Annotated in this window: 14 protein-coding genes and 1 tRNA gene; 8 read left to right on the top strand and 7 right to left on the bottom strand. The window is 60.9% G+C overall.

The window, feature by feature from the left end:
- Positions 1–41: 41 nt before the first annotated feature.
- Both RTP54_RS08055 and RTP54_RS08050 read right to left on the bottom strand, forming a co-directional pair.
- Positions 42–1259, bottom strand: a complete 1218-nt coding sequence (locus RTP54_RS08055) for an LL-diaminopimelate aminotransferase (RefSeq protein WP_077498242.1) — start codon at positions 1257–1259, stop codon at positions 42–44.
- Positions 1260–1383: 124 nt separating this feature from the next.
- Entirely contained in the window at positions 1384–1692 is a 309-nt protein-coding gene (locus tag RTP54_RS08050; protein WP_112809885.1) for an SHOCT domain-containing protein, read from the bottom strand.
- 109 nt (positions 1693–1801) lie between these two features.
- On the opposite strand from RTP54_RS08050, the gene phaC reads away from it, so the two are divergent.
- The 4 genes from phaC (at position 1802) to radC (ending at position 6248) form a co-directional block, all read left to right on the top strand.
- Positions 1802–3652: a poly(3-hydroxyalkanoate) polymerase subunit PhaC gene (phaC, locus tag RTP54_RS08045; RefSeq protein ID WP_312361892.1), complete on the top strand. Its 1851-nt coding sequence runs from the start codon at positions 1802–1804 to the stop codon at positions 3650–3652.
- Between the two features lie 32 nt (positions 3653–3684).
- Positions 3685–4416, top strand: coding sequence for a DNA/RNA nuclease SfsA (gene sfsA, locus RTP54_RS08040; RefSeq protein WP_312361891.1), 732 nt, complete (start codon positions 3685–3687; stop codon positions 4414–4416).
- A 204-nt stretch (positions 4417–4620) separates the two neighbouring features.
- A complete protein-coding gene (gene map / locus RTP54_RS08035) occupies positions 4621–5460 on the top strand; it encodes a type I methionyl aminopeptidase (protein WP_112809728.1) in 840 nt (279 codons plus the stop codon).
- Positions 5457–6248, top strand: coding sequence for a RadC family protein (radC, locus tag RTP54_RS08030; protein ID WP_312361888.1), 792 nt, complete (start codon positions 5457–5459; stop codon positions 6246–6248). Before map ends, radC begins: the two co-directional genes overlap by 4 nt.
- 15 nt (positions 6249–6263) lie before the next feature.
- On the opposite strand, the gene RTP54_RS08025 is transcribed toward radC, so the two are convergent.
- Complete coding sequence (locus RTP54_RS08025; RefSeq protein WP_112809730.1) at positions 6264–7304, bottom strand: magnesium and cobalt transport protein CorA; 1041 nt, start codon at positions 7302–7304, stop codon at positions 6264–6266.
- 200 nt (positions 7305–7504) lie between these two features.
- Here RTP54_RS08025 and sthA point away from each other — a divergent pair, with 200 nt between their 5' ends.
- Together sthA and RTP54_RS08015 are read left to right on the top strand one after the other, a co-directional pair.
- Entirely contained in the window at positions 7505–8911 is a 1407-nt protein-coding gene (gene sthA / locus RTP54_RS08020) for a Si-specific NAD(P)(+) transhydrogenase (RefSeq protein WP_112809731.1), read from the top strand.
- Between the two features lie 184 nt (positions 8912–9095).
- On the top strand, positions 9096–9905 hold the full coding sequence (locus RTP54_RS08015; RefSeq protein WP_312361885.1) for an endonuclease/exonuclease/phosphatase family protein: 810 nt from the start codon (positions 9096–9098) through the stop codon (positions 9903–9905).
- A gap of 101 nt (positions 9906–10006) precedes the next feature.
- Here the strand turns inward: RTP54_RS08015 and tig are convergent, their stop codons facing one another.
- The 4 genes from tig to RTP54_RS07995 form a co-directional block, all read right to left on the bottom strand.
- The gene (gene tig / locus RTP54_RS08010) at positions 10007–11485 is read right to left on the bottom strand and encodes a trigger factor (RefSeq protein WP_312361883.1); all 1479 of its coding nucleotides are present in this window, start codon (positions 11483–11485) and stop codon (positions 10007–10009) included.
- A gap of 180 nt (positions 11486–11665) precedes the next feature.
- Positions 11666–11750 (bottom strand) — tRNA-Leu (locus tag RTP54_RS08005).
- A 176-nt stretch (positions 11751–11926) separates the two neighbouring features.
- Positions 11927–12520: a GDYXXLXY domain-containing protein gene (locus tag RTP54_RS08000; RefSeq protein WP_312361882.1), complete on the bottom strand. Its 594-nt coding sequence runs from the start codon at positions 12518–12520 to the stop codon at positions 11927–11929.
- On the bottom strand, positions 12517–13626 hold the full coding sequence (locus RTP54_RS07995) for a DUF2157 domain-containing protein (RefSeq protein WP_112809735.1): 1110 nt from the start codon (positions 13624–13626) through the stop codon (positions 12517–12519). The genes RTP54_RS08000 and RTP54_RS07995 overlap by 4 nt, the downstream gene beginning before the upstream one ends.
- Positions 13627–14561: 935 nt before the next feature.
- On the opposite strand from RTP54_RS07995, the gene RTP54_RS07990 reads away from it, so the two are divergent.
- Together RTP54_RS07990 and RTP54_RS31060 are read left to right on the top strand one after the other, a co-directional pair.
- The gene (locus RTP54_RS07990) at positions 14562–14705 is read left to right on the top strand and encodes a DUF1127 domain-containing protein (protein ID WP_065376908.1); all 144 of its coding nucleotides are present in this window, start codon (positions 14562–14564) and stop codon (positions 14703–14705) included.
- A 429-nt stretch (positions 14706–15134) separates the two neighbouring features.
- A complete protein-coding gene (locus RTP54_RS31060; RefSeq protein ID WP_065781539.1) occupies positions 15135–15278 on the top strand; it encodes a DUF1127 domain-containing protein in 144 nt (47 codons plus the stop codon).

Here is a 15278-nt window from a genome sequence, read left to right as displayed (position 1 = left end):
GCCGTTGCGGTAGGGGCGCGCGCCTGGCACGCCCCCGTCTTTTACCGGTGCGCGTTGAGCGAGATGACGTTGTGCATCGTCTCGTCAGCCGTGGACAGGAACTTCTTGATGTTGCGGGCCGCCTGCCTGATCCGGTGCTCGTTCTCGACAAGCGCGAGGCGCACGTAGTCGTCTCCCTGCTCACCGAAGCCGATACCGGGCGCTACGGCGACATCCGCTTTTTCGACCAGCAGCTTGGAGAATTCGAGCGAGCCAAGATGGCGGAACTTCTCCGGGATCTTCGCCCAGGCAAACATCGTGGCCGCCGGCGGCGGCACGTCGAAGCCGGCCTTGCCAAAGCTTTCGACCATCACGTCGCGACGGCGCTTGTAGATGTTGCGGACTTCGGCGATGTCGCTGCCGTCGCCGTTGAGTGCCTGGGTGGCTGCAACCTGGATCGGCGTGAACGCGCCATAGTCGAGATAGGACTTGACCCGCGTCAATGCCGCGATCAGCCGCTCGTTGCCGACGGCAAACCCCATGCGCCAGCCGGGCATCGAGAACGTCTTCGACATCGAGGTGAATTCGACCGTGCAGTCGATCGCACCCGGAACTTCCAGGACCGACGGCGGCGGCGCGTCGTTGAAGTAAATCTCGGAGTAAGCCAGATCCGAAAGCACGATGATGTCGTGCTTCTTTGCGAATGCGATCACGTCCTTGTAGAAGTCGAGCGTTGCGACCTGCGCCGTCGGGTTCGACGGATAGTTGAGGATCAGCGCGAGCGGTTTCGGGATCGAGTGCCTGACGGCCCGCTCGAGCGGCCCGAAGAAGCTCTCGTCCGGTTCGACCGAGATCGAACGGATCACGCCGCCTGCCATCAGGAAGCCGAAGGCATGGATCGGATAGGTCGGATTGGGGCACAGGATCACGTCGCCGGGTGCGGTGATCGCCTGCGCCATATTGGCGAAACCTTCCTTGGAGCCAAGGGTGGCGACGACCTGCGTATCCGGGTTCAACTTGACGCCGAAGCGACGGGCGTAATAGGCGGCCTGGGCACGACGCAGCCCGGGAATGCCCTTCGACGACGAATAACGATGCGTGCGCGGGTCCTGAACGGCCTCGCAGAGCTTGTCGACAATCGACTGTGGAGTGGGAAGATCCGGATTGCCCATGCCGAGGTCGATGATGTCAGCACCGGCCGCTCGCGCGCTAGCTTTCAAACGGTTGACCTGTTCGAAAACATAAGGCGGCAAACGCCGGACTTTGTGAAACTCTTCCATCTCCAAACCTCGTTTGGCGCACGTCTCCGCCAGCGGTTGGCCGTCGCGAAAACATGCGCTTTGGTGAACGGCCGTCACTGCGGCCATTGAACGCTTTGCGTCCAAATCACCCGAAACGCAAGCGCTAATTCGTGATCTGTTTCAGCGTGTCGGAGCCGTGACCTTCGGCGAGCGCACGCATTTCCTTCATGCGGCGCTGATACTCCGCTTCAGAGATGGAACCGGATTTGCGCGCGGCCCCGAGAGAGGACAGTCGCGCCTGCATGTCGGCGGCTTCTTCATTGGTCATCTGCTGCGTCGCGGCGGGCTTTTGACCGTATACGGAGGGATAGTTTTCGAACGGGGTCTTCTGGGTGTTGCAGCCCGCGAGCGTGCCGAGGAGAATGATCCCGGCAACCCAGGTGATGGAGCGCTGTTTTCCGACGGCGAGCATACTGGCAAAGACCTCTGTTTTCGTGGCGCGACGATGCGCTAGCCCTTGTAATCATTTTCGGGCAGAATGTAAAAATACAAAACAAACAAGATGCTGTGGAGGAAACCGGGTGACAGCAGACAGGAACGCCGAAGGCCAGGCCGGCAAGGACGGCTTTGCTGGCTTCGACCCGAAGTCCGTTGAACCCTACATCGTCAAGGATCCCGAGGGCCTCGCGGTGAACCTCGCCCGTGCGATGGAACAGCTTGGCAAGGCCGCCTCCGCCTGGCTTGCACCGCGTGAAACCGGCGAGAAATCCGACGTCTTTGCCGAACCCGTCACCGACATGGTCAAGACGCTCTCCAGGGTTTCGGAGTACTGGCTATCCGACCCGCGCCGCACGCTCGAAGCGCAGACCCATCTGATGGGCAGTTTCTTCGAGATGTGGTCGCGCAGCCTCAACCGCATGTCCGGCGACCCCGCCGCCAACGATACCGCCGCTCCGCTGCGCGCCGACAAACGCTTTACCGACGAGGACTGGGTCAAGAACCCCTTCTTCGATTTCGTCCGCCAGGCGTATTTCATCACCTCCGACTGGGCCGACAAGATGGTGCGCGATGCCGAGGGCCTCGATGACCACACCAAACACAAGGCTGCCTTCTACGTCCGCCAGATATCGAGCGCGCTTTCGCCGACCAATTTCATCACCACCAATCCTCAGCTCTACCGGGAGACGGTCGCGACCAGTGGCGCCAATCTCGTCAAGGGCATGCAGATGTTTGCGGAGGATGTGGTCGCAGGCCGCGGCGACCTGAAGATGCGCCAGACTGATACCAGCAAATTCGCGATCGGCGAGAACATCGCCATCACGCCCGGCAAGGTCATCGCCCAGAGCGATGTCTGCCAGGTGATCCAGTACGAAGCTTCCACGGAAACGGTGCTCAAGCGTCCGCTTTTGATCTGCCCGCCCTGGATCAACAAGTTCTACGTGCTCGACCTCAATCCGCAGAAATCCTTCATCAAATGGGCAGTCGATCAGGGGCACACGGTCTTCGTGATCTCCTGGGTCAACCCGGACGAGCGGCACGCGGCCAAGGATTGGGAATCCTATGCGCGCGAAGGCATCGGCTTTGCGCTCGACACCGTCGAACAGGCGACCGGTGAGCGCGAGGTCAACGCCATCGGCTATTGCGTCGGCGGCACGCTGCTGGCGGCAACGCTCGCCCTTCATGCCGCCGAGGGCGACGATCGCATCCGCTCGGCGACGCTGTTTACCACCCAGGTGGATTTCACCCATGCCGGCGATCTCAAGGTTTTCGTCGACGAGGACCAGATCAGCCAGATGGAAGTGGGCATGCAAGCTTCCGGCTATCTCGACGGCTCGAAGATGGCGACCGCGTTCAACATGCTGCGCGCCTCGGAACTGATCTGGCCCTACTTCGTCAACAACTACCTCAAGGGCCAGGAGCCCCTGCCCTTCGACCTGCTCTACTGGAACTCCGATTCGACCCGGATGCCGGCGGCCAACCACTCGTTCTACCTGCGCAACTGCTATCTCGAAAACCGGCTGTCGAAGGGCGAGATGATGCTGGCCGGCAAACAGGTGTCGCTCGGCGACGTCAAGATCCCGATCTACAACCTGGCGACCAAGGAAGATCACATCGCCCCGCCGCGCTCCGTTTTCATCGGCTCCGCCGCCTTCGGTGGCAAGGTCACTTACGTGCTGTCCGGATCCGGCCATATCGCCGGCGTCGTCAACCCGCCCGACAAGGGCAAATACCAGTTCTGGACCGGCGGCCCGCCCAAGGGCGAATTCGACGACTGGGTGAAGAGCGCCAAGGAAACCCCTGGCTCTTGGTGGCCGCACTGGCATCAGTGGATCGAGACGCTCGACAAGAAGCGGGTGCCGGCGCGCAAGCCCGGCGGCAAGCTCAACACGCTGGAAGAAGCACCCGGCTCCTACGTGCGCGCCCGCGCCTGACGCCCGCACCTGACGAAAGCATAGACCTTACCGTGATCTTCGACCGTCCCCTCGTGCCCGCAACGCTGGTGCAGCGTTACAAGCGCTTCCTGTTTGATGCGACCCTGTCGGATGGCACGGCTTTAACCGGCTCATGCCCCAACACCGGCTCGATGCGTGGACTGACGACGCCGGGCTCGCGCATCTGGATGTCTGAGCATGACAGCCCGACGCGCAAGTACCGGCAGATGCTCGAAATCGTCGAGGCGGACGACACGCTCGTCGGCATCAACACCGGCCTTCCCAATCGCCTGGCGGAAGAGGCCATTCGCATGGGGCTCGTCTCGGACCTGCATCTCTATGAGACACTCGAGCGAGAACGGAGATACGGGCGCAATTCGCGCATAGACATGTTGCTTAGCGACCCGGGACGCGGGCTTGCCTATGTCGAGGTGAAAAATGTTCACTTCAGCCGGACGCACGGTGTCGCCGAGTTTCCCGACAGTCCGACGACACGCGGCGCCAAACACCTGGAGGAGTTGGGAGACATGGTCGAAGCCGGGCATCGGGCGATCATGATCTATCTCATTCAGCGAAACGACTGCGACAGCCTGAAAATCTGCCGGGACTACGACCCTGCCTATGCCGCGGCCTTCGATCGCGCCATGGCGCGCGGCGTCGAGGCCTATGCTGTCAAATGCCTGATATCGCCGACGGAGATCGCACCGACAGGACTGATCCCAGTCGATGAGGCGGAAAACGCCGCACTTGGCAATCCGGCTTGAGCAAGCGCTTTACCCGCTGATCCCATCGGCAACATTCTGCAGATAGCCGCGGCCGTTGTTCCGCGTTAGGCTTGCCGATCGAGCGCCAGAGCAGCGAGGGGCGAAATGCTCCCTGCTATATCGGCGCCTCGTAGCCAACGGTAGTGGACGAGGCCGCCCCTGCTGCATTATGAAATGTGACAGGAAACAACTGAAAGTTCTGGAATGGTGACTTACATCGAGGCGGGGTCTGCGCCCTACAAGAACACCGGCGTCATCCGGCTCTACGGACCGGAAGGGTTCGAGGGCATGCGCAAGGCCTGTCAGGTGACGGCGCGTTGCCTGGACGAGCTGGTGTCGCGGGTCCGGCCGGGCGTGACGACCGAGGAGATCGATCGCTTCGTCTTTGAATTCGGCATGGACAACGGCGCGCTTCCGGCGACGCTGAACTATCGCGGCTACACCAAATCGTCGTGCACCTCGATCAACCATGTTGTCTGCCATGGCATCCCCAACGACAAGCCGCTTCGCGACGGCGATATCGTCAACATCGACGTTACCTATGTGATCGACGGCTGGCACGGCGATTCCAGCCGCATGTACCCGGTCGGCGAAATCAAACGCGCTGCCGAACGCCTGCTCGATGTGACGCATGACTGCCTTATGCGCGGCATTGCTGCCGTGCGCCCCGGCGCGCGCACCGGTGCGATCGGCGAAGCGATCCAGGTCTATGCCGAAGCCGAACGCTGCTCGGTCGTGCGCGATTTCTGCGGACACGGCGTTGGTCGTCTGTTCCACGATGCGCCCAACATCTTGCATTACGGCCGCGCCAACGAGGGCCCGGAACTGCGCGAAGGCATGATCTTCACCATCGAGCCGATGATCAATCTCGGCAGGCCGCATGTGAAGGTTCTGGCTGATGGCTGGACGGCCGTCACACGTGACCGCTCTCTTTCGGCGCAGTATGAGCACACAGTCGGCGTGACCGCCGACGGTTGCGAGATTTTCACCCTGTCGCCGGCCGGCCTGTTCAAGCCGAGCATGAGCTCCATGGGCGCCGCATGAAGAAAAACGACCGCTTATCCGCAGCCGACAGAACGCAGCCGGCGGATGAGCGGTCGCTTTTCAACGATCTGCCGTCGCAGGACACGCCCCTGCCCGGCGCAAGCCCGGCGACCGAAGAGGCGCATTATCTCGGTCACCGTGACCGGCTTCGCACCCGATATCGCGAGCACGGAGATGGCGCGCTTGCCGACTATGAAATTCTCGAAATGCTGCTGTTCCGGCTGATCCCGCGCAAGGATACAAAGCCGATCGCCAAGGCGCTGCTTGCGCGCTTCGGCACGCTCGCCGGCGTGTTCGGCGCGCCACTCGCGCTGCTGCAGGAGGTTAAGGGGATTGGCGAGACGGTCGCTCTCGACCTGAAGCTCGTCTCGACGATCGGCCACCGGACGCTGAAGAGCGAGCTGCGCAAGAAACACGTGCTGTCCTCCTGGTCGGCAGTCGTCGAATATTGCCATGCGGCTATGGCCTACGAGACCAAGGAGCAGTTCCGCATCCTGTTCCTCGACAAGCGCAACACGCTGATCGCAGACGAGGTCCAGCAGACCGGCACCATCGACCACACGCCGGTCTACCCACGCGAGGTCGTCAAGCGGGCACTCGAGCTGTCGGCAACGGCACTGGTCTTAGCACATAATCATCCCTCCGGAGATCCGACACCGTCACGGGCTGACATCGACATGACCAAGCAGATTGTCGAGACGGCCAAGCCGCTCGGCATCGCCGTGCACGATCACATCATCATCGGCAAGGACGGCCATGTCAGCATGAAAAGCCTGCGCCTGTTCTAAACAGCAGTTTGGGCCTCAAAGCCACCTGGCGCGGCGGAAGAAGCGATAGAGCGTTGCACAGAGCCCGATGATTACCGCAAGCACGACGAAGTAGCCGTAGCGGAATTTCAGCTCGGGCATATCGTCGAAGTTCATGCCGTAGATCCCGGCGATGGCCGTCGGCACCGCCAGGATCGCCGCCCACGACGCAAGTTTGCGCGAAATCTCCGTCTGCTCCGATTGCCCGATCATCAGGCTTGCCTCGAACGTGAAGGCCAGGACCTCCCGCAAGGCATCGATATCTTCCTGTACCCGACGAACATGGTCGGTGACATCCCGAAACAGCGGCTGCAGCGCCGCTTCCATACCGGGCAGATCGATATGCTCGTGACGCCGACAAACGTCGACCAGCGGCACCGCGGCATTGCGCAGCCTGAGCAGGTTGCGCCTGAGCAGGTAGAGCCGCTCTATGTCCGTTTTCTCCAGCCGCTGACGCAAGAGGCGATCCTCGAGCCGCTCGACCTCCTCGTGAATGGCCTCGATCACCGGCATGTAGTTGTCGACGATGAAATCGAGGATCGAGTAGAGAATGTAGTTCTCACCATGGGCAAGGGCGGCCGGCGACGCCTCGCAACGCTGCCGCACGGCCATGTAGGAGGTCGACGGCCCGTGGCGAACCGAGACGACATAGCCGCGGCCGACAAAGAGGTGCGTTTCGCCGAAGGCGATTTCGTCTCCGACCATGTGGGCAGTGCGGGCGACCACGAAAACCGAATCGCCATAAATCTCCAGCTTCGGGCGCTGGTGCGCCTTGCAGGCGTCCTCGATCGCAAGGTCATGCAGATCGAACGCGTGCTGCACCTGCCGCAACAGGGCAGCGTCCGGTTCATGAAGACCGATCCAGATGACGGCGCCCGGCCGGTCTCGCCATTTGCTGGCATCCTCGACGTGAATGTCCTGGATGCGCACGCCGTTTTCGTAAACGGCCGCGGCGATCACCCCCTGCCGCTCTTCGGCATGCGGCGCCTGTCCAAAGCGCGAATTGGCCGAGCGTTCGTTCGTCAGGTCCAGCGCCATAGAAGTCCTCCCATACGCGCATGAATTCATGGACCGGCATGCCATTGGACCGCCAAGCATACGCGTATTTACTGATATTCGCACGCAGCAGGTTTCAAACTCGAAAACCACTTCATCAAACTGTGCGATTGACGGTATAGACGCATGCGGGCGACACTTTTCGCATCGCACAACGATTCTCCCTTTTTGACGGAATTGCCATGAACCAGTTCGATCTCATCGTCGTCGGAAGCGGACCCGCCGGCCGCCGCGGCGCCATCCAGGCCGCCAAGCTCGGCAAGAAGGTTCTCGTCATCGAACAGGGCAAACGCGTCGGCGGCGTTTCCGTGCATACGGGCACAATTCCTTCGAAGACATTGCGCGAGACGGCGCTCAACCTCTCAGGCTGGCGCGAACGCGGATTTTACGGTCGCTCCTACCGCGTCAAGGAAGAGATCAGCGCCGACGACCTGCGCCAGCGGCTGATCATCACACTCAACCACGAAGTCGAAGTCCTCGAACATCAGTTTTCCCGCAACCGCGTGCAGCAGATGCGCGGCAAGGCGAGCTTCGTCGATCCGACCACGCTCGAAGTCGTCAAGGACGACGGCGAGACGTTGCTCGTTTCAGGCACCAGCATCATGCTGGCCGTCGGCACCAAGCCCTTCCGCCCTGATTACATGCCCTTCGACGGCAAGACCGTTCTCGACAGCGACGAGTTACTCGATATCTCTGAACTGCCACGCTCGCTCGTGGTCATCGGTGCCGGCGTCGTCGGCATCGAGTATGCGACGATCTTCAGCGCACTCGACACGCAGGTAACGGTCATCGACCCCAAGACCACGATGCTCGACTTCATCGACAAGGAGATCGTCGAGGATTTCATCTACCAGTTGCGTGACCGCAACATGAAGCTGCATCTCGGCCAGAAGGCCGACAAGGTCGAACGACTCGACAACGGTAAGGTGTTGCTGACACTCGACAATGGCCGCCGGATCACGACGGACATGGTGCTGTTTGCCGCGGGGCGCATGGGGGCGACCGACACGCTCAACCTCTCGGCCGCCGGGCTCGAAGCCGACAGCCGCGGTCGCCTCAAGGTCAATCCCGAAACCTTCCAGACCTCGGTGCCGAACATCTATGCCGCCGGCGACGTGGTCGGGTTCCCGAGCCTCGCCTCGACATCGATGGAACAGGGCCGCATCGCGGCACGTGTCGCCGTCGGCGCGATCGCCATGGAGCCGCAGAAGTACTTCCCCTACGGCATTTACGCGGTTCCCGAAATCTCCACCTGCGGACTGTCGGAGGAAGAGGTCAAGGAACGCGGCATTCCCTATGAATGCGGCATGGCGCGGTTCCGCGAGACCTCGCGTGGCCACATCATGGGCCTCGATTCGGGGTTGTTGAAGATGATCTTCTCCTTGAAGACGCGCCGCCTGCTCGGCGTGCACATCATCGGCGAAGGCGCGACGGAGCTGGTTCACATCGGCCAGGCGGTCCTCAACCTGAAGGGAACGGTCGAGTACTTCGTCGAGAACACCTTCAATTACCCGACGCTTGCCGAGGCCTACAAGATCGCCGGCCTCGACGCCTGGAACCGCATGGGCGAGATCAAGCCGGCTGCATGAATTTCGACGAGGCTCCCCTTCCGATCTCGAACAAGGCACCGCGAATCAGCTAGCTTTGCGGTCCTGATTTCCTCAGGGCCGCACGCTTGACCACGTCATCAGGCCATGGCGCTGCATCTTGTTTTCACGCACTGCCGGAGGGCGCAGCGCATCTTCCGGCGGCCTGTCCCGGCGAGCTTTGATCATGGCCCTTCGTATCCTTTCCCTTAATGTCTGGGGCGGCAAGCTGCATGCGCCGCTGATCCCGTATCTTGTGGAAGCAAACGCAGACGTTCTGTGCCTGCAGGAAGTCGTGCGATCACCGGAGACGACGTCCGACTGGCTGCTTTACCGCGACCGCGACGTCGAACTCCCGCAGCGTGCCAACCTTTTCGACGAAATTCGGGCCGCCCTTCCTGATCACGACGGCTCCTTCTTTCCGACGTCGAGAGGCGAGCTTCACGATGGCGACGGCATGGTTCATGCCGAATTCGGACTGGCGACGTTCGTGCGCAAATCCTTACCGGTCATCGGCCAGGCACTCGGCTTCGTCCACGGAGCGTTTTCACCTGATGGCTGGGGCGACCATCCGCGACCGCGGAACGCCCATTGCCTCCGTCTTGTCGACTATGAAAGCGGATGTTCCATCACAATCGCACAAATGCACGGCCTGCGGACGGAGAATGGCAAGGGCGACACGCCAGAACGCCAGGCGCAGGCGGACACCCTGGTCCGACTGATCGGCGGCATCTGGCCCGGCAATGAAAAGCTGGTAGTCTGCGGCGATCTCAATCTTCTGCCCGATAGTGCCACCTTCGACGTTCTCGGCGCGCTCGGCCTTGCCGATCTCGTCACCGGTCGCGGCCACACAGATACGCGCACGTCGTATTACGGGAAGCCGGGGCGCTTCGCCGACTACATGCTGGCGACGCCAGATGTCGAGGTCGTTGGTTTCGACGTGGTCGAACAGCCTGAGGTCTCGGATCACCGGGCCCTGCTGCTGGATCTCCGTTAGCAAACCGCGTCGCCACCGCCCGCGCGCAGCTATCTGCAGAATGGAAAAGGCCCTGCCGCAAAACGGCAGGGCCTCTGAATGTCAGGCAATCGAAGAAACGATTACTCGGCGCTGTCGTCAGCGGCCTTCTTCTTGGCCGGAGCCTTCTTCTTCGGAGCTGCGGCTTCTTCGCCTTCAGCAGCCTCAGCCTTGGCAGCGGCCTTCTTCTTGGCCGGAGCCTTCTTGGCAGCGGTGCCTTCGGCTTCTTCGTCGTCAGCCGTCAGCTCTTCCTTGGAAACCGTCTTGTCGGTTACCGAGATCTCGGAAAGCAGGTGATCGACGACCTTTTCTTCGAACAGCGGAGCGCGCAGCGAAGCGGCAGCACCAGGGGTGTTCTTGAAGTAGTCGAGGATCTGCTTTTCCTGGCCCGGGAACTGGCGCAGCTGCTCGAACAGCGAACGCTGCAGTTCGTCGTCGCTGACCTGGACGCCGGCCTTTTCGCCGATTTCCGAGAGAACGAGACCGAGGCGAACGCGACGCTCGGCGAGCTTGCGGTACTCGGCGCGGGCTTCTTCTTCGGTGGTTTCTTCGTCAGCGAAGGTCTTGCCGGCCTGCTGCAGGTCGGTGTTGATCTGGCGCCAGATGTTTTCGAATTCGGCTTCGACGAGGCGCTCCGGCGTGTCGAACTGGTAGAGTTCGTCCAGCTGGTCGAGGATCTGACGCTTCACCTTCTGGCGGGTCAGGTTGCCGTACTGGCTCTCGATCTGGCCGCGAACGATTTCCTTCAGCTTGTCAGCCGATTCGAGACCGAGCTTGGTGGCCAGTTCGTCGTTGATTTCGATGTCCTGGGCGGAAGCGACATCCTTGACGGTGATGTCGAAGGTGGCTTCCTTGCCGGCGAGGTTCGCTGCCGGGTAATCGGCCGGGAACGTCACGGTGATGGTCTTTTCGTCGCCAGCCTTGACGCCGACGAGCTGCTCTTCGAAGCCCGGGATGAAGCGGTTGGAGCCGAGAACCAGCTCTGCGTCTTCGTCCTTGCCGCCGTCGAAGGCTTCGCCGTCAACCTTGCCGAGGTAGTCGATGGTGACGCGGTCGCCGTTGGCAGCCTTGCCCTTCTTCGATTCGTAGGAGCGAGCGCTTTCAGCGATCTTCAGGATCTGCTCGCTGACTTCGTCTTCGGCGATCTCGACGACTTCGCGCGTCACCTTGATGCCGCTGACGTCCTTGAGTTCGATCGCCGGGATGATTTCGTAAGCGACGGTGAACTCGAGGTCAGCCTCGGCGTTCAGGATCTTGTCGGCTTCGGACTCGTCCTCGGTCATCGCGATTTCCGGCTGGGTCGCCGACTTCTCGCCACGGCCCGAAAGGATCTCGGTCGGCTTTTCACGAACGATCTCGTTGACGAGATCTGCCATGATCGACTTGCCGTAGACCTTCTTGAGATGCGCGAACGGCACCTTGCCCGGACGGAAGCCGTTGATCTTTACACGGTCCTTCACTTCGGCCAGGCGCTCGTTCATCCGAGCTTCCATGTCCTTGGCCGGGATAACGACCTTGAGTTCGCGCTTCAGCCCTTGAGCGAGCGTTTCGATAACCTGCATGTTCAAACCTTCATTTCACGTTGACTGTGCTCTTCCCCTTTGAAAGGTCTGGCGAGCACGTGAGCCGATCCATTTGCCGGGAGTGGCTTTACGCAGTTCCGTAACCGTTTTGCAAGCAAAATGGCACTCCAGCCCCCTTCATCATTGCAGAATCCGGACTTTTTGGCGCGATCATTGTCCTGGTGCGGGTAGAGAGACTTGAACTCCCACGCCTTGCGGCACCAGAACCTAAATCTGGCGTGTCTACCAATTTCACCATACCCGCGTTCAGACAATCGCACCGACTGAGCGTATTCCCGCAAGACCAACCAACGGAAACACCGCGGATACAAAGGGCATGCTGAGGTTCAGGGCTTTCCCGAGCGCGGCGTCTCTATATCACTCGTTTTCGCGGGATCAAAGGGAAAATACAGTTACCCACGGCAGATCGATCCTAAGCGCTCAATAGAGTGGCTCTTCATAAACGGGCGCGCCCGCGACGGCGATCTGGCGGATCTGTGCGCGCCCGGCATCATTGATGCGAACGCTCACCGAAAGCGCCTCGGCGTTTCGGGCCTGCTCCAGCACCCGGCCCTCGCCTTCCGGCACGTAGAAGCGCTCGATGCCATAGGCGACGTCGACGGACGTCGGGCTTTCACTCGACTGGGGATAATAGGTGAAGGGTTGCGATTGCAGAATGACGGTGCCGTCCGCCGGCGCGAGCGGCTGGAAGGAAGCTTCAGAGGCCGCCCAGAAGCCGTCCGGTTGCGGCGCGAGGCGCACAAAGACCGTTGCCTCCTGCACGACTGTAGGCAAACCGCTTTTGAACAGCTCCGGCGGCAGCCTGGAAATGTCATAGCTCAGGATCACATAATCGCCACGCAGCAGATCTCGTGGATCGACCGGCACGGTCTTCAGCAATACCTCCTTGCCGCTGCGCAGGATCGAGGCCCGGCTTTCGACCATGTAGCCCAGTGCTGCGGTTTGAAGCACCGCTGCAATCAGTGCGGCAATCAACGGCGGCAGCCAACGGCGTTTTGGCGACAGGCCACTCATGGCGAAACCTCCTCGCTGCGCGTGCGCATCAATCGCCCCTCGATTCGGATGACCAGCCAGGCGATCGCAGCCACCAGAAGCCCCGAAATCAGGAAGAACCCTGAGGTTCCGAGCATAGAACCGAGCGTCTCGAAGGCGAGATAGAGAAGTTCGCCGGCAAAGGCGGCATAGCCGAGATAGCGCACGGCGCCGTTTTGGGCGCCGGCAAGCGTGATCCCGACAACGGCCACGATCAGCACGGCCGCGCCGGCTGCCACTTCGGTAAACAGGCCGACCGCCTCGAACTGCAGCACCGAGAAACCGATGAGCGCGAGGCTGAACGAATAGAATGCCGGCGCCGAACCGGCTTCAAGCGCGATGGGGCGAAGGGGCGAGCCGGGCATCGCCGCGGCGAGGAAAGCCAGGCTCCCCCCGCCTGCCAAAGCACCGGCAAATGCAAGCGACGAGTTTTCGATATAGAGAGAGATGAGCCACCCCATTACCAGGAGATAAGCGAGGTGGCGGGCGCGACCGGCATCCGTTACGCGCACCAGAGCAACGACGAGGACGGCGAGGGCCGGCACGATCCAGGTCCGCCACTCAACGATATCGCCAATGCCGCCCTCCGAAAGCAATGTCAGGAAATAGGCCCAGGCCAGCCCGCCACACAGCGCCGTGACGGCGCCCGACCGAAATGCGAGCGCGGTCACACATGCGCCGGCGATCCATAGCAGGATCGCGTCGGCTGCATCCCCGGAGAGATGATACATCTGGCCGACAAGCGCGATGCCGGCTCCGAACGACATCGCCGCCAGCACCAGGGCGGCCGCCGCAAGGCCGCCGTTGCCGCGCGCGGTGAACATGGCCCCGGCAAAATGAAAGCCCCATATCAAGGCTACGATGCCAACGAGGCGCGCAAGTCGGGGAAGCGCCTCCCAATTGGCAGCCACCAGCAACAGGATCGAGGCGGACAGCAGCAGGGCAGCCAGGACGAGAAGCACGCGCCCTGCCCGAAACGTGGATTCGCGACCGTCATACTCCGCAAGCATCTGCCGCGCGGACGCCTCCGGCAGCAGACCCATGCCAACCCAATGCTTGAAATCCCTTTCGAGACGACCGCGATACATGCTGCCCCACTTTCCTGCGACGACCGGCCAACGCAAGGCCCGGGTCGAGACGCCCACCTAATCATGCAAAGGCGGAAAAACACAACCGTTCGATCGGTTGCGTTCCCAGGTTCTCCTCCCGGCTCCGATGGCTTGCGCGATGCGCATATCTTCCATGCAGATATTGCACTGCACAAATCGATTTAAAGACCCTATATTCAAATCATCAGAGGCGAACGACGGCAGACAGCCAAGCGGACGCCAGCGGCGATGGTCAGCCGCCCCGGATCCCGGGAAAGACCCGGACGAAAGTTCGATGGAATTCGGAGCGGCGCACTCCTCCTCCCAGCGCCCCTCCGATACGATTGGCAACACTCCTCCTCCCAGTTGCCAATCACCTTCAATGACGCTCGCTGGACCTCCTCCCCCAGCGGGCGTTATTCGTTTCTGCCCTCCCGTTTCATGCATTTCGACCGATCGAAGCATCTGCACAAAGTTTGCGCATGTTCTTGACATCCGCGCGTCAAGCCATGCGCAAAACGCATACGTGCCATGAAGCATTTGATCTACACAAAATCAGCAGACTAAACTATCTTGAACTCATCGATCGGGGCGGCGCACTCCTCCTCCCAGCGCCCCTCGATTTGGATCGGCAGCACTCCTCCTCCCAGTTGCCGATCAGAACAAAACGACGCTCGCTGGATCTCCTCCCCCAGCGGGCGTTGTTTGATTCTGGCACTGAGCTTCTCCTCAAGGTTCGCAATCCTGCCGCACCCGCATCGACATCATGGCCGAACCGGCGTCGGCTCACGGCTGCCGAGAGGCTTGCACCTTCTGCATGGGTGCGATGCAGCATTGTCTCTGTAAGTTTTGCTCAAATCGATTATATTCCAGCCATCAGATGACGGCCAGCCAAGAGATAAGCGCTGGCACACGACCCTAGAAAGGATAGGATCATGAACCTCGCACGCTCTTTCAACAATTGGCGCAAGTATCGTCAGACCTGCAACGAACTCGGCCGCATGAGCGACCGGGAACTGAGCGACCTCGGCATCGGCCGCGGCGACATTCCCTACGTTGCACGTCAGGCCATCAAGTAATTCCAGGAGCGCTGCTTCGCGCAGCGCGCCGGACATTACCGACGCCCTCCGGGTCATGCCCGGGGGGCGTTTTTCGTTTCCGCTTACCCAGCGCCACCTCTTCGCAGTTGCGAAAGCCGCCAGCAATCACGCTTGACTGGCTGCAGCCATGAATGCCGCCACGAACATTGCGGAGCGAGCATCAAGGCTCTCGGAATAAGCGGCACAATTACAACACCTTAACGCGCCGGATCGAGTTTTAATCATTCTTTAAGTGATGGCGCATTTTCGAGCGGACGCAAATCTTGCCCAGCAATGCAGCGATGCACTGCACAAATGCATAGCAGCTGCATTTTCTTTGCACTCCACCTTCTAATTAGACAAGCGTATAAGAACCTCAACGACGCAGACAGATGGCTGTCGCGACAAACCGATCTTGAGGAAAAGACCATGAACCCGATTCGCATCGCAAAAAGCTGGATCAACTACCGCCGCACCGTCAGCGAGCTCGGCAACCTGTCGAACCACGCTCTCAACGATATCGGCATCACCCGCTACGATATCCGCAACATTGCATCGCGCTCCTTCCGTTAA

Source organism: Ensifer sp., assembly GCF_031989085.1.
Lineage (GTDB): Bacteria > Pseudomonadota > Alphaproteobacteria > Rhizobiales > Rhizobiaceae > Ensifer.
This window is presented reverse-complemented; position numbering and strand designations above follow the sequence as displayed.

What these genes read in the sequence shown, in the direction of transcription:
- RTP54_RS08055 (WP_077498242.1), bottom strand. Translation starts at nt 1,259, where the DNA reads ATGGAAGAGTTTCACAAAGTCCGGCGTTTGCCGCCTTATGTTTTCGAA.
- RTP54_RS08050 (WP_112809885.1), bottom strand. Translation starts at nt 1,692, where the DNA reads ATGCTCGCCGTCGGAAAACAGCGCTCCATCACCTGGGTTGCCGGGATC.
- map (WP_112809728.1), top strand. Translation starts at nt 4,621, where the DNA reads ATGGTGACTTACATCGAGGCGGGGTCTGCGCCCTACAAGAACACCGGC.
- radC (WP_312361888.1), top strand. Translation starts at nt 5,457, where the DNA reads ATGAAGAAAAACGACCGCTTATCCGCAGCCGACAGAACGCAGCCGGCG.
- RTP54_RS08025 (WP_112809730.1), bottom strand. Translation starts at nt 7,304, where the DNA reads ATGGCGCTGGACCTGACGAACGAACGCTCGGCCAATTCGCGCTTTGGA.
- sthA (WP_112809731.1), top strand. Translation starts at nt 7,505, where the DNA reads ATGAACCAGTTCGATCTCATCGTCGTCGGAAGCGGACCCGCCGGCCGC.
- RTP54_RS08015 (WP_312361885.1), top strand. Translation starts at nt 9,096, where the DNA reads ATGGCCCTTCGTATCCTTTCCCTTAATGTCTGGGGCGGCAAGCTGCAT.
- tig (WP_312361883.1), bottom strand. Translation starts at nt 11,485, where the DNA reads ATGCAGGTTATCGAAACGCTCGCTCAAGGGCTGAAGCGCGAACTCAAG.
- RTP54_RS08000 (WP_312361882.1), bottom strand. Translation starts at nt 12,520, where the DNA reads ATGAGTGGCCTGTCGCCAAAACGCCGTTGGCTGCCGCCGTTGATTGCC.
- RTP54_RS07995 (WP_112809735.1), bottom strand. Translation starts at nt 13,626, where the DNA reads ATGTATCGCGGTCGTCTCGAAAGGGATTTCAAGCATTGGGTTGGCATG.
- RTP54_RS07990 (WP_065376908.1), top strand. Translation starts at nt 14,562, where the DNA reads ATGAACCTCGCACGCTCTTTCAACAATTGGCGCAAGTATCGTCAGACC.
- RTP54_RS31060 (WP_065781539.1), top strand. Translation starts at nt 15,135, where the DNA reads ATGAACCCGATTCGCATCGCAAAAAGCTGGATCAACTACCGCCGCACC.